The organism is Singulisphaera chitinilytica, assembly GCF_049331405.1.
Classification (GTDB): domain Bacteria; phylum Planctomycetota; class Planctomycetia; order Isosphaerales; family Isosphaeraceae; genus PoT.
Map to the genome: position 1 here is coordinate 9,183,720 of NZ_CP186274.1, position 23,667 is coordinate 9,207,386.

General features: G+C 66.9%; 15 protein-coding genes. 11 read left to right on the plus strand and 4 right to left on the minus strand.

Annotated features, from left to right (window positions below):
• Positions 1 to 55: 55 nt before the first annotated feature.
• From ACOYYX_RS35715 to ACOYYX_RS35725, 3 genes are all read left to right on the plus strand, one after another.
• Entirely contained in the window at positions 56 to 3,127 is a 3,072-nt protein-coding gene (locus ACOYYX_RS35715) for a sigma-70 family RNA polymerase sigma factor (protein WP_422927428.1), read from the plus strand.
• 362 nt (positions 3,128 to 3,489) lie between these two features.
• The gene (locus ACOYYX_RS35720) at positions 3,490 to 4,728 is read left to right on the plus strand and encodes an FG-GAP repeat domain-containing protein (RefSeq protein WP_422927429.1); all 1,239 of its coding nucleotides are present in this window, start codon (positions 3,490 to 3,492) and stop codon (positions 4,726 to 4,728) included.
• Positions 4,729 to 4,857: 129 nt separating this feature from the next.
• A complete protein-coding gene (locus ACOYYX_RS35725) occupies positions 4,858 to 5,841 on the plus strand; it encodes an NAD(P)H-quinone oxidoreductase (RefSeq protein ID WP_422927430.1) in 984 nt (327 codons plus the stop codon).
• On the opposite strand, the gene ACOYYX_RS35730 is transcribed toward ACOYYX_RS35725, so the two are convergent.
• Complete coding sequence (locus tag ACOYYX_RS35730; RefSeq protein ID WP_422927431.1) at positions 5,722 to 6,510, minus strand: ABC transporter ATP-binding protein; 789 nt, start codon at positions 6,508 to 6,510, stop codon at positions 5,722 to 5,724. The two genes, ACOYYX_RS35725 and ACOYYX_RS35730, sit on opposite strands and share 120 nt — an antisense overlap.
• A 171-nt stretch (positions 6,511 to 6,681) precedes the next feature.
• Positions 6,682 to 7,899 carry an ABC transporter permease gene (locus ACOYYX_RS35735; RefSeq protein ID WP_422927432.1) on the minus strand — a complete coding sequence of 406 codons (1,218 nt, stop codon included), beginning with the start codon at positions 7,897 to 7,899 and terminating at the stop codon, positions 6,682 to 6,684.
• Between the two features lie 330 nt (positions 7,900 to 8,229).
• Here ACOYYX_RS35735 and ACOYYX_RS35740 point away from each other — a divergent pair, with 330 nt between their 5' ends.
• Entirely contained in the window at positions 8,230 to 10,287 is a 2,058-nt protein-coding gene (locus ACOYYX_RS35740) for an alpha/beta hydrolase-fold protein (protein WP_422927433.1), read from the plus strand.
• A gap of 71 nt (positions 10,288 to 10,358) precedes the next feature.
• Here the strand turns inward: ACOYYX_RS35740 and ACOYYX_RS35745 are convergent, their stop codons facing one another.
• Positions 10,359 to 10,847, minus strand: a complete 489-nt coding sequence (locus tag ACOYYX_RS35745) for a carboxypeptidase-like regulatory domain-containing protein (RefSeq protein WP_422927434.1) — start codon at positions 10,845 to 10,847, stop codon at positions 10,359 to 10,361.
• A 117-nt stretch (positions 10,848 to 10,964) separates the two neighbouring features.
• Positions 10,965 to 11,993 (minus strand): DUF1559 domain-containing protein, encoded by a 1,029-nt coding sequence (locus ACOYYX_RS35750; RefSeq protein WP_422927435.1) that lies wholly within the window; start codon positions 11,991 to 11,993, stop codon positions 10,965 to 10,967.
• A gap of 792 nt (positions 11,994 to 12,785) precedes the next feature.
• Here ACOYYX_RS35750 and ACOYYX_RS35755 point away from each other — a divergent pair.
• The 7 genes from ACOYYX_RS35755 to ACOYYX_RS35785 all read left to right on the plus strand — a co-directional run bounded on the left by ACOYYX_RS35755 (position 12,786) and on the right by ACOYYX_RS35785 (position 23,611).
• Positions 12,786 to 13,991, plus strand: a complete 1,206-nt coding sequence (locus tag ACOYYX_RS35755; RefSeq protein WP_422927436.1) for an enolase C-terminal domain-like protein — start codon at positions 12,786 to 12,788, stop codon at positions 13,989 to 13,991.
• A gap of 37 nt (positions 13,992 to 14,028) precedes the next feature.
• Positions 14,029 to 14,916: an alpha/beta fold hydrolase gene (locus ACOYYX_RS35760; protein WP_422927437.1), complete on the plus strand. Its 888-nt coding sequence runs from the start codon at positions 14,029 to 14,031 to the stop codon at positions 14,914 to 14,916.
• Between the two features lie 12 nt (positions 14,917 to 14,928).
• Complete coding sequence (locus ACOYYX_RS35765; protein ID WP_422927438.1) at positions 14,929 to 15,603, plus strand: GntR family transcriptional regulator; 675 nt, start codon at positions 14,929 to 14,931, stop codon at positions 15,601 to 15,603.
• Positions 15,604 to 15,636: 33 nt separating this feature from the next.
• Positions 15,637 to 18,051: a DUF1553 domain-containing protein gene (locus ACOYYX_RS35770; RefSeq protein WP_422927439.1), complete on the plus strand. Its 2,415-nt coding sequence runs from the start codon at positions 15,637 to 15,639 to the stop codon at positions 18,049 to 18,051.
• Between the two features lie 59 nt (positions 18,052 to 18,110).
• Positions 18,111 to 19,541, plus strand: a complete 1,431-nt coding sequence (locus ACOYYX_RS35775) for a DUF1501 domain-containing protein (protein ID WP_422927440.1) — start codon at positions 18,111 to 18,113, stop codon at positions 19,539 to 19,541.
• Between the two features lie 196 nt (positions 19,542 to 19,737).
• The gene (locus ACOYYX_RS35780) at positions 19,738 to 22,185 is read left to right on the plus strand and encodes a N,N-dimethylformamidase beta subunit family domain-containing protein (protein WP_422927441.1); all 2,448 of its coding nucleotides are present in this window, start codon (positions 19,738 to 19,740) and stop codon (positions 22,183 to 22,185) included.
• Between the two features lie 112 nt (positions 22,186 to 22,297).
• Entirely contained in the window at positions 22,298 to 23,611 is a 1,314-nt protein-coding gene (locus ACOYYX_RS35785) for an MFS transporter (protein WP_422927442.1), read from the plus strand.
• Positions 23,612 to 23,667 lie beyond the last annotated feature (56 nt).

The window sequence follows — 23,667 nt, forward strand, 5'->3', positions numbered from 1 at the left end:
TAGCCAACGCGGCTCGTGTCACTACACTGGGACACGTCAATCAGGAGCCGTTGCGATGACAGGACGACCGCTCGACGCCAACACGACAACATACGGGCCGATCCAGACCCTCTACGCCGCGGGCACGCTCGGGAACCAGCCCGACGGGTTCCTGCTCGAGAGGTTCCTGACCGCCCCCGCCGCGATCGCCCAGGATTGCTTCGCCGTCCTGGTCGAGCGCCACGGGCCGATGGTCTATCGGGCCTGCCGTCAGGTCCTCGGCAACGACCACGACGCCCAGGATGCCTTCCAGGCCACCTTCCTCGTCCTGGCCCGGCAGGCCTCATCGGTTCGTAAGCGCGACTCCCTGGGAAGCTGGCTCTACGGCATCGCCCTCCGGATCGCCTGGCGAGCCAGGGCAAACCGCATCCGCCACCAGAACCTCGAGCGCCGCGTCGCCTCTCGAACCAGCGAGGCCGAACCTTTTGCCGAAGCCTCCGAGCCCGGCTGGCCCGAGCTCCACGAGGAGGTGGACCGCCTCCCCCGCAAGTTCCGCGACGCCGTCGTCCTCTGCTACCTCGAAGGCCTCACCACCGAGGCCGCATCAAGGCGCCTCGGCTGCCCGCAGGGGACGGTCCTCTCTCGCCTCTCGAGGGCTCGTACTCGCCTCAAGGCCCGACTCTCTGAGCGCGGCCTGACGATCCCGGCCGGCTTCGCTGCTGGGGGCCATATTTGCGACCTTTCAGGAACCTTGCCCCTCGACGGGGCGGCCCGGACGTTGGCCCGAACGGCTGTGCAGATCCTCGAAGGCGACGCCGCCATCGAGACGGGGTCGTTGATGGTCAAGACGCTGACGGATGGAATGCTCAAAATCATACTCCGCACAAAAATAGCACGACTCACGGCATCCGTCCTGGGTGTTGGTTTGCTGATTGCCGGCATCGGACTGTTCGTCCACGCGACGACCGCAGCCCCGCCGGGCGATCTGCAACAGACGCCGCCCCCGAAGAAAACAGTCGTCGCACCAGGGAAGCCGGCGGTTCGCGAGAAGGCTGGCGCGGAAGGGGCGGGCTCGCTGATCGTCCGAGCGGCCAACATCAACGGCGAACAATTGGGTGATGCGTTCATGGGCCTGGCCGCCATCGATACGGATACGGCCAAGTGGCGGACGATACATCGAGGCAAGTCATTCGGTCGGCTGTCGCCCGATGGCCGCTATCTCCTCTCTGCACCGATCGATGCAAGGCAAGCCGAAAGTCTCGGGATGGGAGTCTGGATTCACGACCTGCAGGGCAAAGAGGCCCCTCGGCGCATTTTCAACCGATACGGAGAACCGTACTGGTCGCACGACGGCCGAAAGGTCGTCATCGCATTGTTCATCGGCGAGAATACGTATGAGAATTGGATTGTGGACGCCGACGGCACGCACGGGATCAAGTTACCGATTCCCGAGACCGACTTCGTCCTCGACTGCTCTCGCGACGGGACCTGGCTGGCAACCCGGACCCTGGCCTCCAACGTCCCGTACCGAGGTCGCCATACACTCGTCCATCCCGATGGTACGTCTTCGCGGCGACTGATCGAAGGTTCGACCAAGACTCCCTACTTCCTCACATCGCGATTCTCTCCGGATGGTCGCAGCATCGCCTGCGTTGATTTCGGGACTGAAGTGAAGGCGAGGAAACCCCGCGTCTACGTTGAGGATCTCAACGGGCAGGCCCATCGCGACCTGTCCTTGGACCTCGAGGAAGGCAGCTCGGTGGATGTGACCTGGTCACCCGACGCTTCTCGACTCGCCCTAGCCGTCATGGACCACAAAACCAGAACTTCTCGTATCGCCATCGTGAACCGAGACGGCACCGGTTTCCGCAGGCTCCCGTTGCCGGAGGGGGAATGGAACCTCTTCGTCCTCGACTGGACATTTCATCCTCCAGCCCGCCCGCTCAGCGACAAGATTCTGGATATTCCCGTGAGCCCCGATACCGCATCACCCGCCGGCCGCTACCTCGCGTTACGTAAGGCGGAGGAGGCGGAAGCGAAAGCCGCCGATGACGCGACGAACCGTCGCGATGCCGGGGACAAGACACAGGTTGATGACTCCAAGGTGCATGAAGATCGGCTGCTGAAGTTCTCCACCCGATTCCTCGAACTGGCCGAGGCGGCACCCGACGATCCCGCCGCCTTCAGGGCTCTGATCTGGATCGCCCAGAGGTGCTGGATAGGACCGGCATATGTTCGGGCGATCAATCTCCTGGCCGAGAAGTACGCCGATCAGACCGAGACCGCCCGCGTCGCGCTGATGCACTCACGCTCGATCTTCCCGGAGGACGAGAAGCTATTCCTCGCCATCCTCGCGGCGAATGCCCGCCCACGCATCCAGGCCGAGACATCCCTGGCGTTCGGCAGGTATCTCAAGCACCGAGCCGATCGGATCCGCGAGGCCCGAGCCTGCCCCGAGTGGGCCAGTTCGATGACACGCCTCCACCTCGACGGCGGCACGGCCCCACAGGTCGCCGCGGGTTTCTTCCAGGGAGATCCCGAAGACCTCTCCAAGCAAGCCACCGCCCAGTTCGAACGGGTCATCCGCGACTATTCTGATGCCCCCGGCCCGGAGAAGACTCTGGCCGAATCGGCCCGAGCCGAGTTGCACGAGCTTCGCGATCTCGCGGTCGGCAAGCCGGCGCCCGAGATCCAGGGCCAGGACCTCGATGGGAAGCCACTCAGGCTCGTCCAGTTCAAGGGGAAGGCCATCGTCCTCATCTTCTGGACCGACTGGTGCGGCTCGTATTCGGGGGCTTTGCCCGATCGGGCCGCCCTGGAGGCTTTGATGCGAGACCGCCCCATCGCGGTCCTGGGCATCAACTGTGACGCGAGCCGGGAAGTGGCGAAAGAGCACCGTGACAAAGATCATGTGTCCTGGCCTTCCTGGTTCGACGGCGGCGGGAACTTCAAGGACCTCGGACCCATCGCCCGAGAGTTCAACATCGACACATTCCCTTTGATCTACCTGCTCGATCATGAAGGCATAATCCGCCACAAAATCTCGGGATCGCCCGGCTCAGATCGATTGAAGACGTTGATCCAGGCCCTCGCGGATGATGCCGCGAAGGCCGCCACGGGCAACTCGAAGGGGAACGCCCCTCGATAAAAGGCCCTGGATTCGGCATGTCCCAAGTCCCGGCCCGACAAGCCGGGACCTGGCATTCACACAATCACAAATGCCTCTCGTCAATTTTCGTCCACTGGCGAGCCTGTCTACGAATCCGCAAATCGATAGGGCAAGCCAGGGGCTCAATGCCCAGAGCCTGGCCGACGCCCCTTCCTACGCAAGCGACCGGGCGTTTTTTCTGGCTTCCGGCGCGGAAACCGATCATCCTGAGCCTGGGGCCCGGGCCGGGGGAATCAAGTCCGGCCGGGGCTCGTCCGCATGGGTCGTGTCGGACGTGCATGGCCAGGACAAGATTCGATCCCCGAGCCCGCTGGGAGCCGGTTGTGCTTCGAAAACTGCTGATGAGACTTCCCTTGGTCGCGTGCGCCTGGATCTCGCAAAGCCCAAGCCTGAGTAACGCCGCGGAGTTTCCCGGTTTCAAGGCGCAGGAGCTCGACCCGCACGTCGGGAACGTCTGCTATGCGGTGACGACGGCTGACGTCGACGGGAATGGCAAGCTCGACGTGGTGGCGGTGGCCGAGGATGCCGTCGTCTGGTACGAGAACCCGGGCTGGCAGAAGCATATCCTCATCAAGGACGCCACCGAGAAGGACAACGTCTGCCTCCAGCCGCACGACATCGACGGCGACGGCAAGGTCGACTTCGCCCTCGGGGCGAGCTGGCAGCCGGCCAACACGGGGTCGGGGGGGACGCTGCAGTGGATCAGGCGCGACGGGGTCGGCGACGCACCGTGGAAGGTCCTGCCGATCGGGGCCGAGCCGACGCTGCACCGCCTCCGGTTCGGCGACGTCCTCGGCAACGGCAAGACCCAGCTCGTCGTCGCGCCGCTGCAAGGGCGGGGGACGAAGGGGCCGAACTGGGGCGAGGGGCAGGGGGTCCGCCTGCTCGTCTTCTCGATCCCCAAGGATCCGGCCAAGGAGGTCTGGCCGGTCGAGGTCGCCGACGAGAGCCTGCACACCGTCCACAACCTCCAGATCACCGACTTCGACGACGACGGCCGCAATGAGATCGTCGTCGCGGCCTGGGAAGGGGTCTTCGTGCTCAGGCGCGAGACGGCCTCGGGCCGCTGGTCGAAGACGCAAATCGGCGAGGGGAACCAGGAAACAAAGCCGTTCAAGGGATCGAGCGAGGTCAAGGTCGGACGGCTGGGTGACGGGCGGAAGTACGTCGCGACGATCGAGCCCTGGCACGGGTTCCAGGTCGTCGTCTACACGGCGCCGAAGTCGGGCAAGGGGATCTGGGATCGCATGGTCGTCGACGAGCCGCTCGCCTGGGGCCACGCCGTCTGGTGCGCCGACGTCGACGGCGACGCGGATCAAGAATTGATCATCGGCCAGCGAGATAAGAGCAAGGAGGCCTCGCGCCAGCCGCAAGGCCCGGGCGTCTTCGTCTATGACCCCGAGACGTCCTCCGGCTCCCTCAAGTTCACCCGCCACGTCGTCGAGGACGGCGGCGTCGGCACCGAGGACCTCGTCGCCGCGGACCTGGACGGCGACGGCGATAACGACATCATCGCCGGCGGCCGATCCACCCATAACGTGCGGATCTACTGGAACCAGAAGCCGACCGCCGCCAAGTAAATTCGAGTGGGCAAGGATCATCGGACTTCCGGGCAGCACATTGGCACGTCAACAAGGGTCGAAGGCGGCTTGCCGTTCCAACAAGCCGCCGCTGCCCCTTTCCTCACGACGGATTCGCGAAACGTCATCATGAAAGCGATCGTCATCACGAAGCGGGGCGGGATCGAGGCGTTCGAGATCCGCGAGGTCCCCACACCAGAGCCCCAGGGCGAGCAGGTCTTGATCCGGGTCCGGGCCTGCGGGCTGAACCGGGCGGACCTGATGCAGGCGAGGGGGCACTACCCTGCGCCTCCGGGGGTCCCGGCCGACATCCCCGGCCTCGAATACGCGGGAGAAGTCGAGGCGCTCGGGCCCGACGCGACGGGGCCGCTCAAGATCGGCGACCGGGTCTTCGGGATCGTCTCGGGGGGCGGGCAGGCCGAGTACGTGGTGAGCCACGAGCGGATGGTCGTGCCGATCCCGGCGAACCTCGACTTCGAGGCCGCCGCGGCGGTCCCCGAGGTCTTCCTCACCGCCCACGACGCCCTGGAGTTGCAGGCGAACGTCAAGGCGGGGGAGAAAGTCCTGATCCACGCGGCGGGGAGCGGCGTGGGCTCGGCGGCCGTGCAGGTCGCCCACGCGATGGGCTGCGTCGTCTTCGGCACGTCGAGGACCGCGGATAAGCTCGAGCAAGCGAAAAAACTCGGCCTCGATCACGGCATCGACGCGAGCGCGGAGGACTTCGCCCAGGCCATTGATAGGCTGACGGGCGGGGCGGGGGTGGACGTGGTGATCGACTTCCTCGGCGGCCCCGCGCTCGCCGGGAACCTGGCGAGCCTGGGGACGAAGGGGCGGCTCGTCGTCGTCGGCCTGCTCGGCGGCAACGCGGCGCCGATGGACCTGCTGACGATCCTGCGTAAGCGGCTGACCGTGGTGGGGACCACCCTGCGCGCCCGGCCGATCGAGGAGAAGATCGGCGTCACGCGGCGGTTCGCCGACCGCGTGGTCCCCTGGTTAGAACGCGGGCTGGTTCGTCCGGTCGTCGACCGGGTCTTTGCCTTCGACGACTTCGGGGCGGCCCAGGCTCGGGTCGAATCCAACCTCGGTTTCGGAAAGGTCGTCCTGAGACTCTGACAGCCCGTCCACCTTGAGCTGGCCGTCCTGGATCTCGAGCACGAGGTCGTCCGGCGTGATGAACCGGCGGTCGTGGGTGACGACGACGAGGGTCGTCTGCCGCTGCCGCTGGAGCCGGCGGAGGATCCGGTAGATCTCATCCCCCGTCTTGGAGTCGAGCTCCCCCGTCGGCTCGTCGCCGAGGACGAGGATCGGGTCCTTGATGAGGGCACGCGCGATCGCCACGCGCTGCTGCTCCCCGCCCGACATCTGGAAGGGCCGGTGGTCGAGCCGATCCCCCAGGCCAACCTCCGTCAGCAATTCGGCGGCCCGCTGGCGCTGCTCGGCGGTGATCCCCCTGGGGAGGAACGGGATGAGGACGTTCTCGACGGCCGTGAGGTTGCTGATCAGGTTGAACGACTGGAAGATGAAGCCGATCCGGTCGCGGCGGTAGGTGTTCTGCTGCGCCTCGGTCATCGTCGTGAGGTCGTCCCCCTCGACGTGGATCGAGCCTGAGGTCGGCCGGTCGAGGGCCCCCATCAGGTAGAGCAAGGTGCTCTTGCCCGAGCCGGAGGGGCCCACGATGAACGCGAAACGCCCCTTGGGCACGCGACAACTGATCCCCCGGAGCGCCTCGACGAGGCGATCTCCGCTCCGGTAGGACTTGCGAACGTCGGCCACTTCAATCATCACGCACCCTGTGTCACGTCCGTTCGACCATCTTCGGGAATCGTCTCAAGGCCCAGATCCCGAGGGAAGTTCCCGGCCGCGAGCCTCGGCCCGCGACCCCATCGGCCGCAGTTCGCACGCCATCCAAGGCTCGACGAGACCCTTGGCCCGTGCGAAGTCCTCCTCGCCAGCCTAGTGCGACCCGACCCGGATGGCGTCCATCGGCACGAGCCTCGCCGCGCGCCAGGCGGGGTAGAGGCCGCCGAGCGTCCCGGTGACCACCGACAGCAAGACGCCCAAGCCCAGGAGCCAGAACTGCCACTCCAGGCGTATGCCCCCGGAGATGAACTGATTCGCGACCGTGATCCCGACCAGGAGCAGCACGCAGCCGACGACCCCCGCCAGCAGCCCGAGATAGGCGCTCTCGAGCGTCACCAGGGCCAGGATGTTCCCCTGCGACCACCCGTTCGTGCGCAGGACGCCGAACTCGATGAACCGCTCGGTGGTGCTCATCAGCATCGTGTTGATGATGCCGACGATCCCCACCATCAGGGCGAGGCTCACGGTCATCATCAGGAATTTGTCGACCTGCCCCATGAGCATCCCGAAGTTGGACATGAACTCGTTCATGCTCCGGGCGTCGACCCCGGTGTTCGCCTTCTCGATCGCGTCCGAGACCTCGTCATTGCGCGAGGGGTCGGCGGTCTCGGTGTAGAAGCTGGAGACGGTCTCCTTCGACATGCCGAGCAGGTCCCTCGCCACGTCGATATCCATCACGATCACCACGTCGAGCAGCATCGAGCCCGTCTCGTAGATCCCGATGATGTTGAATTCCTTCCCCTTGATCTGCAGCTTGTCGCCGACCTTGCGCGGCTTGCCGTCTGCGGCCGGATAGTTCTTGGCGATCTTCTTGCTGATGACGATGTTCGGCTTGCCCCTGTCGTCGGGCGTGAGGAACCGGCCCTCGCCGTTGTTTTCCTTCAGGGCACGAGGGTACACGGCGCTCTTCAAATGCTGGTGCGCCACGATGTCCTGCCCCTGGATCACCGGCTGGTCGAGGATCGACTGCCCGCCGCTGACGAACGACCGGGTCACCTTGCCGATGAGCCCGACCCCCTGGATATTGGGGGCGACCTGCCAGACCTCGGGCGCGACGATGGTGACGGAGGGGATCTTGCGGATCTTCGGCTCCAGGTTGGCCGGCAGCAGGCTGAAGACGGGGCTCATCGCGTTCTCGCGGACGACCATCACCCCTTCGACCCGGCTGAGCGTGTCGCCGACCATGTTCCTCAGGCCCCGAGAGAGGCTGAAGAGTCCCATCACCCCCAGGATCGGCACCGAGAGGCCGATCAGGGCGAGGATGGTCCGCAGCGGGCGGGTCATCAGGTTACGCCAGGCATAGACTACCATTGGATCCGTCCGCCCCAGTCCAAAGCGTGGAAATCAAACCCTGATACCGGTTTTCGACGACGAGCGTGACCGGACAATATCTCCGGATTATAGCCGTTTCGGCGATTATACCAAGGGGGTAGAGCCCTGCGCAACCTACCGGCGACACGTCGGGATGTCTCCGACGCCCGGCATTCAAGGGCTCCAAACCCTGCAAGGACCGAGCCGAACTTTCTGATTACGTGGCGCGTGTTGGGGCGTCCCTGGCGGGATACAATCGGTCGCTTCGACGCTTATTCGAAGACGGGTTGGGCGGGCAGGGCCGGGGTCTTTCGAGCGGGGAGCGACCTGATGACCGAGCGACATTCTTGGGTTTCCGTGTTCCTCCTGGCAACCTCCCTGCTCGGGGGCATCCGAGACGCCCAGGCGCAGCCGACGTTCAAGGAGCCGGACCGCTACCCGCTCGAGGCCGCGGAACGCCAGGGGCTCGAGGCCAGGCTTGAGGAGTTCGGCAAGCAGATCGCCGGGATCCCGACGGCCAGGGCCGCCGACCGCGACGACGCCCTCGCCGACGTCGTCGTCTACCACAAGGCGGCCGCCTGGGCGATCCAGCTCGGCGAGTTCTTCGCCAAGAAGGATGTGGAGGCGACCCGCGCCGTGCTCGACCGAGGGATCGAGCGGGCCGCGCAACTCGCCGAGGGGAAGAAACCCTGGCTCGAGAAGCCGGGGGCGAGGCTGCTCGGGTTCTATTCGAAGGTCGATCGCTCGGTCCAGCCGTATGCCCTGATCGTCCCCGAGGGGCTCCCCGCGGGCGAGCGGACGAGGCTCGACGTCGTGCTGCACGGCCGGGGGGTCACGCTCAACGAGGTCCGCTTCCTCCAGAGCTTCGAGGGGAAGGCCGCGAAGCCCGAGGAGCAGGGCAAGCTGACGCTCCACGTCTTCGGCCGGGGCAACAACGCCTATCGCTGGGCCGGCGAGGCCGACGTCTTCGAGGCGATCGAGGCCGTCAAGCGTCGCTTCTCCGTCGATGACCACAAGGTCGTACTCCGCGGCTTCTCGATGGGAGGCGCCGGGGCCTGGCACCTCGGCCTGCATCACCCGGGGCTGTGGTCGTCGGTCGAGGCGGGGGCGGGGTTCTCGGAGACGAGGACGTACGCCAAGCTCGGCGAGATCCCCGACTACCAGGCCAGCGCCCTTCATATCTATGACGCCGTCGACTACGCCGCGAACGCCTACAATGTGCCGATGGCCGGCTATGGCGGCGAGGACGACCCCCAGCGCCAGGCGTCCATCAACATCCAGGACGCCCTGCAAGCGCTCGGCTACACGTTCAAGACCGAGGGGCTCGAGACCAAGAGCCCCGACCTCGACTTCATCCGGCTCATCGGGGCCAAGACGGGGCATTCGGTCGACCCGGCCAGCGCCAAGATCCTGGCCGCCTTCCACGACGAGCGGATCGCCAAGGGGGGGACGACCCGGCCCAAGCACATCCGGTTCGCCACCTACACGCTCCGCTTCAACCGGGCCCCCTGGCTCACGATCGAGCAACTCCAGGAGCACTACAAGCGGGCCTCGGTCGACGCCGAGATCGTCGACAAGCGCGTGGTCGTCCACGCGATCGAGAACGTCGCGGTCCTGAGCGTCGACCGCCACGTCGCCGAGTCGATCCGCCTCGGCGACCAGGACTTCCCGCTCGAATCGGCCGAGAAGGGGCTCCTGCCCAACGTCTACTTCCGCCTGAGCGAGGGGAACTGGCACCTCCTCGACCACGAGGCCTCCAGGCGGCTCGAGTTGAACGTCGACGGCCTCAAGCGGCACCGGCTCCAGGGGCCGATCGACGACGCCCTGACGGGGCCCTTCCTCTGCGTCAGGGGCAAGGGGCAGGCCTGGAACCCCCTCGTGCAGAGCTGGGCCGAGGACCGCCTCATCGCCTTCGCCGACGACTGGCGGCACTGGATGCGCGGCGAGGCCGCCATCAAGGACGACGACGCCGTCAGCGACCAGGACATCGAGGACCAGAACCTCATCCTCTTCGGCGACCCGGGGTCGAACCGGGTCATCGCAAAGATCCTCGACAAGCTCCCCCTGCGCTGGACCAAGGCCGACATCGAGCTGGACGGGACGTTCGGATCCGGCGACTACGCCCCCGTCCTGATCGCCCCCAACCCCTTGAACCCTCGCCGGTACGTGGTGATCAACAGCGGCCACACCTTCGGCAACCGCGAGTTCGCCGGCACCAACGCCTACCTCTTCCCCCGCCTGGGCGACTTCGCCGTCTTCCACGTCGACCGCAACGGCGGGGCCGTGAAGACCTCCGGCTACTTCAACGAGAAGTGGACCCTGAAAGGCAAAGGGCCCGGCTCCCGGGCCGCGACCGAGGGGCGGGAGCCCCTCGACCGGCCGAACTGAGGCCGGGCCATGTCCAGCCATGACCGCCTCGCATCTTCACACAAAAACATGAAGATACGAACAGAATTCCCTCACTTCCCCCGGCGGAGATCCTTGACGTCGAAGAGGAGCCCCTTCTCGCCGGCCTGGGAGACTTCGAGGGAGAGGGGGGTCTTCTTGGGGTCGCTGTAGTCGGCCGGGGCTTCTTCCTTCAGGAGCCCGGCGCGCTTGGCCATGTAGGGCAGGTCCTTGAAGGCCTCGGGCATCTTGGCGGCCGGGGGATGCGAGGTCTTCGAGACCACGACCTTGTACTTGCCGGGGGCGAGCCCCGGTCGGTTGCGATACATGGCCTTGAAGGTCCCCCCCTGGCCGGTGCGGTCGACGCCGGTGGTCTGGTCCCTGTTGCCCCCTTCGGGCACGAAGGTGATGATCGCCTCCTCGAACGGCTTGCCGTTCTCGGTGACGGTCCCCTCGACCGGCACGAGCGTCACGTACGGTTCGTCGTCGCCGTAGCAGCCGGCGATCATGGAGACGGCGAGCCACGCTGCGGCCCGGATCAGCTTCCGATTCCGAGATTCCACGGGATCCCCCTCGTTCAGGTCGTTGGGACGTCCATCAAAGAAGTGGCTCGGGCGGGGCCGCCCGCCTGCGCTCCGCGAGCCGCCCCGCGCCCTGGAGCCAGCCTGTCGAGGATGGGCTCAGAGGTCCGAGCTGATGATCTCGCCCCCCTTGATCGTGTGCAGGGCCGGCCAGACGTTGAGGTTGATCGTGTTCTTGAGGAACTTCACGCTGCCGTCGCCGAAGACCATGTTGACGCCCCCCGGATGCAGGCTCGAGAACTGCCAGGCGAAGGGGAGGCGCTGGGGGTTCGGCGGCGTGCCGGGGAAGTCGACGTTGACGAGCGGCCCGGCCGGGTAGTTCGGCAGCCACTGGGCGGCGGCGGGGTCGTCCTGCGGCCGAGGGGCCCGGCCGTGCGACGACGTGTGGTAGCCCGAGCCCCACGAAGGCCCCGGCGATGCGATCATGGTCTGCCGGGCCTCCCCGACGAGGCACGTGTTCGACGTCCCGTCCTGGAAGTCGGCCATCCGGGTCGAGATGTCGCTGTAGAAGGCCGCCTGCGCGTACGACTGCGGCATCAGCACGGCCGGGCAGAAGTATTCCTCGTAGTAGCCGACGCTGAAGAGGTAGTTCGAGAGCCTCGCCTGCTGGCGGTTGTACGGGTCCGCCGGGTTCACCCCGCCGCTGTCCGAGATCTGCGGGGCCTGATCGGACGGGCAGGCGTAGACGGCGACCAGCGTCGAGACGACCGTCGTGTTCGCCAGGGGGGTCCCCACCAGCGTCGTGTTCCCGCCGTTCCAGGCCTCGCCGGCCGAGGCCTGGCTGAAGTTGTACGCGTTCGCCAGCGTGGTCTGCTCGATGTATGAGAGCAGGAGGGTGAACCCCGTCGTGTTCATCGACTTGCCCGTCCCCCCGTTCGACGAGAGGCAGCTCCCGCTGTAGATCTTCGGCGGCGGGAAGGCCCCGTTGACGTCGTGGTAGTTGTGCAAGGCCAGGCCCATCTGCTTGAGGTTGTTCACGCACTGCGAGCGCCTGGCGGCCTCGCGGGCGGCCTGCACGGCCGGCAGGAGCAAGGCGATCAACACGGCGATGATCGCGATCACCACCAGCAGCTCGATGAGCGTGAAGCCGCGAGCCCTGACGACGACGGCGGGTTCGGAACGATCCATGACTGCTCCCTCGATTCGGGGTGGCGGGAAAGAACGTACGGAAGAACGCGGGCGAGAAGGCCGGACGCGGGCGGGGATGCGAACGCGAAATCATCTCGAACCGCCGATACGAAGGGCCTCGCCGCGGGGGAAGGGCGCGGGCCGATCGGCCCGGCCTCGCGGCGGGTGTTCGAGACTTCGGCACGGGCCGGTCTTTCGAAACGCAGGGCAAGGGCACCCCGCAACCGACATCGACGATGGCCAGCCCGGTACGCCCCGAGGAGGATCGGGCGACGGGCCGGCTCAGCGGGCTTTGACGTCCAGGCGCCACGTCCATCGCGGGCGAGGCGGTCCGGCCAATCGGCCGGAGCGGGGAGACCGGGGCATCCTGGTGCTCGAGACCTCCACTGGCGAGATACCAACGGATTCGCCGAGGGCGAGAGGCGACGATCGTCGCCGAGAGGAGAGGACGCCCTCTTCAACCTAACATCGATCTGACTTTGTTCGAACATCGTTAACACGATGTCGAGATCTTTATAGCCACGAGCAAATCGGGCGGTCAAGCGGGCACTCGAAAATTCAAGGAGTCCGCCTGAAGACGTGACGAATCGACCCATACGCCCGGATCGAGTCGGGCCATGCCGGGGCCATCACCCCGGCATCTTGACACCTCGGGAATGGATCAAACCCCATGGCCGACAGCGAACCCCCGGGTATCTTCCGAACGTAGGGGAGGTGAGGCTTGACGCCGCTCATCCTCGGCGATAGGCTTTGTTCGAACATTGTACGACCAGGATTCAAACTGGGTGAAGCATGAGGATAGCGCGAGTAGAAGCCCTGAGGATCCGGCAACCCGACTTCGAGCAGTTCGACTGGTGGCTCACCGGGCCGCTGGACCTGCTCTATGACGAGGGGCGGCGGCGGCGCGAGCAGGGGGCGGCCATGTTCAACATGCCGATCGACCTGCGGAGCGACCCGGTCTTCCACGTCCTGGTGCGGATCACGACCGACGAAGGCCTGCGCGGCGTCGGCGCGATCGGGCTGGGCTCGCGGGCGATGGCGGATGCCGTCGAGAAGATCCTCGCCCCCCTGATCGTGGGGCGGAACCCGTTCGACGTCGAGCTGCTCTGGGAGTTGATGTACCGCTCGACCGTGAACATCGGCCGCCGGGGCCTGGTGCTCGAGGCGATCAGCGGCATCGACATCGCGCTCTGGGATATCCTCGGCAAGGCCACGGGACAGCCCGTCTACAATCTGCTCGGGGGCAAGACCCGCGAGAAGATCCGGGCGTATGCCAGCTACCTCTACGCCGACAAGGACCTCGACCGCCTGGCGAGCATGGCCGCCGGGTACGTCAAGGAGGGCTTCACCGCCGTCAAGATGCGGTTCGGCTACGGCCCGCAGGACGGCCGGCCCGGCATGCGGAAGAACGTCGAGCTGATCCGCACGATCCGCGACGCAATCGGCGACGACGTCGAGCTGATGGGCGACGCCTACATGGGCTGGACGACCCAGTACGCCATCGAGATGATCCACCTGCTGGAAGACTACCAGCTCGCCTGGGTCGAGGAGCCGGTCCTCCCCGACGACCTCGACGGCTACGCCAGGATCCGGGCCTCGACCCGCACCGCGATCGCCGGCGGCGAGCACGAATTCACGCGCTATGGTTTCAAGGAGTTGATCACGCGAGGCTGCGTCGACTACGTGCAGCTCGACGTCAACCGCGTCGGCGGCGTGACCGAGGCCCGCAAGATCTGGGCGCTCGCCTCGGCCTTCTCGCTGCCGGTCGTGCCGCACTCGCAGAACTACCACAACCAGCACCTGATCATGTCGCACGTCAACTCGCCCCTGTCGGAGTACCTCCCCCCCGACTACCGCGACGGCGACACCTTCCTCTCCGAGCTGTTCATCGGCGACGCCGTGGCCAAGGACGGTTACATCACCCTCTCCGGCAAGCCGGGCATGGGCGTGGAGCTGAACGAGGCCGTCGTCTCCGAGTACCTGCTCCCGCGCGACTGACGACCCGATCCCACACGCCAAGGGACCTCCGAACCTCATGACGCGACAACCGCCCCGCATCCGCCGGCATCTCCTCATCGTGGCGCTCGGCCTGATGCCCCCCACGCTCGCCCTCGGCGGCGAGGTCCAGTTCCGCGAGGGGATCGTCTTCGCCGAGCCCGCCGGGGAGTCGCTCAAGCTGAACCTGGCGAGGCCCGCCGAGGGGAAGGGCCCGTTCCCGGCGGTGGTCTGCATCCACGGCGGGGGCTTCTCGGGGGGGCGTCGCGAGGACTATGACGAGCTCTGCCGCAAGTTCGCCGCGAGGGGCTACGTCGCCATCACCATCGACTACCGGCTCTCCCCCAAGCACAAGTGGCCCGCCCACATCCACGACTGCAAGGCCGCGATCCGCTGGCTCCGCGAGCACGCCAGGGAATTCAACGTCGACCCCGACAAGATCGGCGCGATGGGGAGCTCGGCCGGCGGGCACCTCGCCCAGTTCCTCGCGGTGACGAACGACGTCCGCGAGTTCGACGGCGACACCCCGCCGACGAAGCCGTCGAGCAAGGTGAACTGCGTCGCGGCCTGGGCCCAGGCCAGCGACTTCACCCGCGAGTACGGCGTCTGGAAGGGGGCGGCGGAAGCCTTCAAAGGGTTCCTCGGGGCCGAGCTGACGGCCGACACGAGGAAGCTGCACGTCCGCGCCAGCCCCCTCTTCTGGGTGACGCCGAACGCGGCGCCGACGCTGCTGATCCACGGCACCGCGGACCATGAAGTCCTGTTTGCTCAGTCGGTCTGGATCTACGAGCGGTTGCGGTCCTCGGAGGTTGACGTCCAACTCCTGCCGATCGAAGGGGGAGGGCACGGCCTCGCCGGCGACCACCTCCGGCAGGCGGAGGAGGCCACCTTCCGCTTCTTCGACCGCCAGTTCGGCTCGCATCAATAGAGGGGTATTCTCGTGAGCGACTTGTTGACAGGGACGGCGATGTCGAAGGCCAGGCAGGCCTTTCTGGAACTCCGGGAACAGATCCTCGACGGCAGGCTCCCGGCCGGGACGCACCTGACCCTCAGGCCGATCGCGAAGTCGCTCGGTATGAGCGTCGGCGCGGTCTCCGAGGCGGTCCGGGAGCTGGTCCACGAGCAGCTCGTCGACTTCGAGCCGAACTATGGGGCGCGCGTGAAGCGATTCGATGCGGAGACCGTCAGGAGCCAGCACATCCTCCGGATCGCCATCGAGTGCGAGGCCATCAGGCGCTGCACCGAGAGGATCTCCGACCGCAAGCTCGAGGAGCTGAACGCGCTCGCCGAGGAGGTCGACCGGCTCAACGACATCGAGGAGAAGCTGTCCGAGGCGCGTCGGCACGACCTCGACTTCCACCTCAAGATCGCCGAGCTCTCAGGCGTCCCCTCGCTCGCGTCGATCCTCGGCTCGTGCCACCTCGTGCGCCTGATCGCCGTCGAGTCGTCGAGTGACGCGCACGCGGTCTTACCGCATTCGAACCGGACCCACGTCGAGCTCGTCCAGGCCATCCGGACCCGCGACGTCGAGGCGGCCGAGCGCGCGATGCGAGAGCATTGCGAGTTCTCGCTGCAGCTCCAGTTGCAGATCGCGTTCGGCTCCGTCGGCCGCTGAGCCGAGAAGAGCTGATCCTTGGAGGTCACCCCCGTGGTCCCAGATCGACGATGGATAGGAATCACGCTCATCGGTCTCCTCCTCGCCCCCGGCGTGCGAGTCGGGGCGGCCGAGGCCGACGCGAATGAGGCTGGCATCGACTTCTTCGAGAAGAAGGTGCGCCCCGTCCTGGCCGACCAGTGCTACGACTGCCACGGCCCCCAGTCCGGCAAGGGGAAGGCCAAGCTCCGCGTCGACACCCGCGAGGCGCTCCTGCAAGGGGGCTTGTCCGGCCCGGCGATCATCCCGGGAGAGCCCGACCGCAGCCTCCTGATCCTGGCGGTCCGCCACGACGGCGCCGTCGCCATGCCCCCCAAGAGCAAGCTCGAGCCCGACGACATCCAGGCCCTCGCCTCCTGGGTCAAGATGGGTGCCCCCTGGCCGGCCTCGGCCGCCAAGGGCGCGGCGCCCGTCCCGGCCCCGAGCGAGGGGGATAAGGACGAGAAGCCGGGCTGGGACAAGGCCGCGAAGGACTTCTGGGCCTTCCAGCCCCTCAAAGGCAGCGAGCCGCCGCAGGCCGATGGTTCGGGAGAGTCCCCGATCGACCGTTTCCTCCTCGCCAGGCTGAAGGCCGCGGGACTCGAGCAGGCCCCGCCCGCCGACAGGCGGACCCTGATCCGTCGCGCCACGTTCGACCTTTTGGGCCTGCCGCCGACGCCGGAAGAGGTGGAAGCCTTCCTCCGCGACGACTCGAAATCGGCCTATGAACATCTGCTCGATCGCCTGCTCGCCTCGCCGAGGTACGGCGAGCGCTGGGGCCGGCACTGGCTCGACGTCGCCCGCTACGCCGACAGCAACGGCATGGACGATAACCTCGCCTACACCGACGCCTGGCGCTATCGCGACTACGTGATCGCCTCGTTCAACGCCGACAAGCCATTCTCCCGGTTCCTGGAGGAGCAGCTCGCCGGCGACATCCTCGCCGAGGCCGAGCCGACCCGGCACGACGAGCTCGTCGTCGCCACGGGGTTCCTCGCCCTCGGGCCGAAGATGCTGGCCGAGGACGACCCGGTCAAGCAGCAGATGGACATCGTCGACGAGCAGCTCGACACCACCAGCCGCGTCTTCCTCGGCCTGACGATGGGATGCGCCCGCTGCCATGATCATAAGTTCGACCCCCTCGCCATGACCGACTACTACGGGATGGCCGGGATCTTCAAGAGCACCCGGACGATGATCTCGTTCCGGGTCGACTCCAAGTGGAACACGACCGGCCTCGGCGGGCCCCAGGCGAGCCTCCGCCTCGAGGACCTCAAGCAGGTCATCGACAAGCACGACAACGCCCTGGTCAACGGCAACACCAACAAGATGAGCCCCGAGGAACGCGCGGCGCACACCAAGCTCCTCGAGGACGCCAAGGCCGAGTACGCCGCCATCCCCAAGGCGATGACGGTGATCGAGGGGGACGTCGGCGACGTCGAGGTCTTCCTCCGCGGCAACCACCTCACGCGGGGCAAGCTCGCCCCGAGGCACTTCCCGACGATCCTCGCCGGCGACGAACAGACGCCTTTGAGCGCGAAGCAGAGCGGCCGGCTCGACCTGGCCCGCTGGCTCGCGAGCCCGCAGAACCCGCTCACCGCCCGCGTCTTCGTCAACCGCGCCTGGCGCTGGCACTTCGGCCGGGGGCTGGTCAGCTCGGTCGACAACTTCGGCAAGCTCGGCCAGTTGCCCTCGCACCCCGAGTTGCTCGACTGGCTCGCCTTGCAATTCCAGAAGGACGGCTGGTCGGTCAAGGCCCTGCATAAGCGCATCATGCTCTCGAATGCGTACCAGATGAGCACGCGTTGGGACGAGAAGGCCGCGAAGGTCGACCCCGAGGATCTGCTCCTCTGGCGGATGCCCAGGAAGCGGATGGAGGCCGAGGCCGTCCGCGACTCTTTGCTCGCCGTCTCGGGGCAGCTCGACCTCGCCACCGGCGGCGCGCTCCTGACCTCGACCCCCTTCGAGAACCTGAACGTCACGGGCCTCGGCCGGCTCAATGAGGTCTACCAGTCGAGGCGGCGGAGCGTCTACCTGCCGATCCTCCGGAGCGCCCTGCACGACCAGTTCCAGGCGTTCGACTTCCCCGACCCGGCCGTCTCCAACGGCGACCGCGTGACCACCACGGTCGCCTCGCAGGCCCTCTTCATGATGAACAGCGGCGTGATGGAGCTGGCCTCGGCCTCGATGGCGAAGTCTCTCCTCGACGACGCGAAATCCAACGACCCCGACCGCATGCAGGCCGCGAGCCTCCGCCTCTTCGGCCGCCCCGCCGAGCCGGAAGAGATCGCCGAGTGGCGGGGATTCCTCGACCGTTACGTGACCTTGCCGTCGCTCGCGGCCGACCCGCCCGAGAAGCGTCGCCAGCGGGCCTGGCAAGGGCTCTGCCGGGCCCTGATGTCCTCGAACGAGTTCGTTTACATCCGTTGATCGACGTCGGCCGAGCCCGGTCCACGCACGCAGCCCGAATCCAAAGCAGGAGGTGCCCGATGAAGTCTCGACCCTGTTGCCCGAACGGCGAAGCCCCGCTGTCGCGCCGAGAGATGCTGTCGAGGATGGGGGCGGGGTTCGGCGGGCTGGCCCTGTCGGCCTTGCTGGCCGAGGAGGCGGCTGCGAACGCGGCCAGGAACCCGCTGACGCCGAGGGAGCCCCACTACGCGCCCAAGGTCAAGCGAGTGATTATGCTGTTCATGTTCGGGGGGCCGTCGCACCTCGACACGTTCGACCCCAAGCCTCTCCTGACGCGGGACAGCGGCAAGGCCTTACCGCAGGACAGGCGCCCCCGGGTCGTCTCGTTCCCGAACCGGATGGGCAACCTCGTCGGCTCGCCTTTCGAGTTCAAGCAGCACGGCCAGAGCGGGACGTGGGTCAGCTCCCTCTTCCCGGAGGTGGCGCAGCGGGCCGACGACCTCTGCATGATCAACTCGATGTTCTGCTCCAACTCACGCCACGGCGGCGCGGTGCTGGAGTGGCACACCGGCACCGACACGTTCGTCAGGCCGAGCATGGGCTCGTGGATCACCTACGGGCTCGGGAGCGAGAACCAGAACTTCCCCGGCTACGTGACGATCTGCCAGGACCTCTCGCAAGGGGGGGCGAACAACTTCGGCTCGGGCTTCCTCCCCGCCGCGTATCAGGGGACGATGCTGGGACACTCGGGGATCAAGCCGCAGGAGGCGAGGGTCCCGTTCATCGGCAATGGAGGCGACCGCGCCGACCTCCAGCGCCTCGAGCTCGACCTGATCGCGCAGATGGATCGCCGCCAGGCCCCTGGGCGAGGGCCCGACTCGGAACTCGACGCCCGGATCGCCTCGTTCGAGCTGGCCTTCCGGCTCCAGACCGAGGCCCCCGAGGCTCAGGACATCGGCAAGGAGTCGAAGGCGACGAAGGCCCTCTACGGCCTCGACGACCCGACTACGGCCGACTTCGGTACTCAATGCCTTTTGGCCCGGCGGTTCTCCGAGCGTGGCGTGCGGTTCGTCCAGTGCAACGTCGGAGGCTGGGACGCCCACAACAACCTCAAGGCCGACCACAGCCGCCTCGCCCACTCGATCGACAAGCCGATCGCCGGGCTCCTCACCGACCTGAAACAGCGCGGGCTTTGGAACGACACGCTGGTCGTCTGGGGGGGCGAGTTCGGCCGGACCCCGACCTGCGAGGGGACCGACGGCCGCGACCACAACCCCCACGGCTACACCATGTGGCTCGCCGGCGGCGGCATCAAGCCCGGCATGACCTGGGGCAAGACCGACGACTACGGCTACTTCGCCGTCGAGGACAAGGTCCACGTCCACGACCTCCACGCCACGATCCTGCACCTGCTGGGCCTCGACCACAAGCGCCTGACCTACCGCTACGCCGGCCGCGACTTCCGCCTGACCGACGTCCACGGCGAGTTGGTCGAAGGGATCCTCGCCTGACCGTAAACGGCTCGAGGCCGCCCCGGCTTCGAGCCTGCAATCTGCCTCGCCTCCCACCCCGCCGGGCCTTGAGCCGAATCCAGGCCGGGTTTTCCGCGACAGTTGGAAAACCATCAGCGCCTTCGATCTCAAGCCTGCGATAATCTCGAGACCGTCGAACCTCTCCCTCACGACGCAAACCAACGGAGCCGAACGGATGACCGAACAGACCCGACGCGAGTTCTTGGCGGCCGCTGGCACGGCTCTGGCATCCACCTCGATCGTCGCCGCCGAGCTGCGGGCGGCCGAGCCGACCCAGGCGGCGAAGCGCGAGGCCGAGGCCCCGGCCATCCCGCCCCACCAGCCGATGGTCGTCGAGGGGATCCACGCCTACACCGACCGCGTGAGCGTCGCCGCGGGCGAGCCGATCCGGTTCCACGTCAGCAACTCGTACCCGTATGAGCTGACGGTCTGCCGCCTCGGGACCGACGTCGACGGCCCCTCGAAGGATGAGGTCCTGCACTCGTTCGGCCCGTCTCCCGCCGCGATCCAGCCGATCCATCCCGGCTCCTATGCCGTCGCCGAGAAGTCCCTCGACGCCCAATCATCGCTGCCGGCCCTGACGATCGAGCTCTGGGCACGCCGCTGGCGGACGATGGGGAAGCAGGCACTCATCGGTCAATATGACGAGCCGCACGCCTGCGGGTTCGCCCTCTTCGTCAACGAGGACGGCTCGCTCGGCTTCTACCTCGGCGACGGCGGCGAGTTCTCGGCCGAGAACCTGCACACGACGCCCCCCGACCAGCTCAAGATGGTCATCAACCCGGAAGGGCTGAAGCACTTCCCGGACAACACGCCCAGCTCCGTCCTCTCGAACCGCTGGCACCACGTCGTCGCCACCTTCGACGGCAAGTCGAAGATGGTCTGGATCGACGGCCAGAAGGTCGCGGCCTGGGATGCGAGCGTCGCCGCGAAGCCGGGCAAGGCCTCGCTCCGGATCGGCGCGGCGGGGCACGACGGCCTCGCCAGCTTCCTGCTCGACGCCGACCTCGCCATGCCGGCCCTTTATGCGAAGGCGTTGACGCCGGCAGAGATCGAGGCCCGGTTCAAGTCCGATGGCCTCGCGAAGCCGACCGACTCAAAGCTCATCGCCTGCTGGCCGCTCGATGAGGAGCGCGGGAGCAAACTCGCCGACTCCGGCCCGCACGGCCACCACGCCCGGATCATTAACCAGGGGACCTGGATGATCGGCGGCCCGAGCCACGACCCCAACGTCCCCCGCTTCGGCGGCTACGAGCCCGACAAGGATCCGAGGCGAGGACACGGCCTCCGCTTCGCATCCGACGACCTCTTCGACTGCCGATGGAACGTCAGCCACGAGTTCAAGCTGCCCGAGGGGGCTCGCTCGGGGCTCTACGTCGCCCGCCTCAAATTCCAGCACAAGGGGAAGGATCGGCTCTATCACACCCTCTTCGTTGTGAAAAAGGCCGCGAGCCGGGCGAAGGCCCCGATCGCCTTCCTCTGCGCCACGAATAGCTGGAAGGCATACTCGGCGACCTCGTTCAGCCAGAGCTGGGATGGGATCAAGAAATCCATCGGCAACAACGGCTTCGGCAACAGCGCCGGCGAGCCACCGGCCTATTGCTTCTACCGGCCGCACAAGGGAGGGCAGGGGACCTATCAGCACGGCTTCCGCATGCCCTGGCCGATCGTCGGGCCGTACACGACCGTCGGCCCCGAGGATTGGGACTACAGCCACCTCGCCCGCCAGGACCGCTACACTCAGGCCTGGCTCGAGAACCACGGTTATGAATATGACGCCCTGAGCGACACCGACCTCCACCTGGATCCGCATGCGCTCGACGGCTACCGCGTCGTCTACGTGGTCGGGCACAGCGAGTACTGGTCGTTCGACGCGATGAACCACATGCGCCAGTACCTCGAGAACGGCGGCAACGCCATCGTCCTCTCGGGCAACACGGCCTTCTGGCGCGTCTCGTTCAATGAAGACGCGAGCATCATCGAATGTCGCAAGGGGGACGCCCCCGGCACGCAGGTCAGGGCCGATCGCCGCGGCGAGCTCTGGCATAGCCACGACGGCAAGCGGGGCGGGATGTCGCGCGAGTGCGGGTTCCCGGCCTGGCAGCTCTTCGGGCTCGAGTACTGCTCGATGTTCGGCGTCGGGACCCCGGGCGCGGGGCCTTACAAGGTGAGCAACCCCGACCACTTCCTCTTCCGCCAGCCGAACGACCTGAAGCTGGCCCAGGGGGAACCCTTCTGCAACACGCCGGGCAAGGCCCTGCCGCAGCCGATCGGCCACGAGGGGGACGTCCGGGTCTCGACCCTGGCCAAGTTCCTCGTCGAGCCCCCGCCCGAAGGGGGCGTCGCGCCGACCGAGGATCCCGCCGGCATGACGCTCCTGGCCGAAGGGTTCGCCGACATCACCAAGATCGCCTTCGCCTGGGATTACTTCCAGCGCTGGCTTCCCCCCGGCAAGGCCCCGCTCGTCCACGTCGCGGCCGAGATGATCTACTGGGAGCGCCCGCAAGGCGGCCGCGTCTTCCACGCCGGCTCGATCAACGCAGGTTCCACCCTCTCCGCCGATCCCCGCTGGACCGGCCTCATGCAGAACGTGCTGCACCACTTCGGAGTCAAGCGAGTGTAGCCCACCTCCACCTCCCTCCCTCCAACGCGACGGGCCCAACCACGTGCCAATCTCAGCCGAGTCCGTTTCAGCGTCCGCATCCGCGTCAGTATCCGCCAGGAACCAGCGAAGCGTGGTTCCCCTGTTAATGCTGGTCGTCGCCTTCGGCCACTTCAACCGCATCGGCATCTCGGTGGCGGGGAGCGAGCGGATCATCCCCGAGTACGGTATCAAGCCCGACCGCATGGGGATGATCTACTCCGCCTTCCTGCTCTTCTACACGCTGGCCATGATCCCGGGGGGCTGGCTGATCGACCGCTTCGGGGCCCGCGCGGCGCTGATCGCGCTGGGCCTGGGATCGACGCTCTTCGTCGCCGGGACGGGGAGCGTCGGCTATGCCGCCACGGAGGCGAACGCGGTCTGGCTCGGCCTGCTCGTCATGCGATCGCTGCTCGGGCTGTTCAACGCCCCGTTGCACCCGGCCTCGGCGCGGATGGTCTTCGAGCGCGTGCCGGCGCCGTCCCGGGCCTTCTCGAACGGGCTCGTGACATTCGCCGCCTGCGTCGGGATGTCGGCGGCCTTCTACGTCTTCGGCACGATGATCGATGTCTTCGACTGGCCGACCGCCTTCATCATCGCGAGCGGGATGACGCTGGCCGTCACCGGCGTCTGGACGTTCGCCTCGAGGCCTTCGCGCGAGGCTCGAATCGAGGCCTCAGCCAAAGCCAGGCCAATCCATGACCCCAAGGCGTTGAAACGGGTGCTCCTGAGCAAGAGCGTTGTCTGCATCACGCTCAGTTATGCGGCTTATGGCTACTTCCAGTACCTCTTCTTCTACTGGATCAACTACTACTTCGACGAGATCCAGCATGAGGAACGCGGCGTTGCTCGCGGCTACTCGACGCTCATCACGATGGCCATGGGGATCGGCATGGCCAGCGGCGGCTGGGTCGCCGACCGGGTGCCGGCGAGCTACCCCCCGAGGCTGCGCCGGGCGATCGTGCCCGTGGTTGGCATGATCGGCGGCGGGATCCTGTTCGAGCTGGGATTGCTCGGCCCGAACGCCAACGTCACGCTCGTGGCCTTCAGCCTGGCGGCCGGGCTCATCGGGGCCTGCGAGGGCACCTTCTGGACGTCGGTCGTGGAGCTCGGCGGCCGATTCGGCGGCACCAGCGCGGGGCTCATGAACATGGGAGGGAATGCTGGCGGGACCCTCTCGCCGACCCTCACACCCCTCCTGGCCGGGATCTTCGCGAAGCAGTACGGCCCCGACCTCGGCTGGCGGCTCAGCCTGGCGATCGCCGGGGGCATCGTCATCGCAGGCGCCGCCCTCTGGTGGGGCATCGACGAGAAGCCAGACGATGGCGAGAAAGCCGAGGTGCTCAACTTCGTCGGCGTCGGCTCTCCCGAGTCTATCGCGTCGGAGCCGTCGCCCTCATTGCTCTGAGCGGGCAACGCCTTGCGCGAGAGGAATGCCCCGGAACAACAAACCCTAACGCGAAC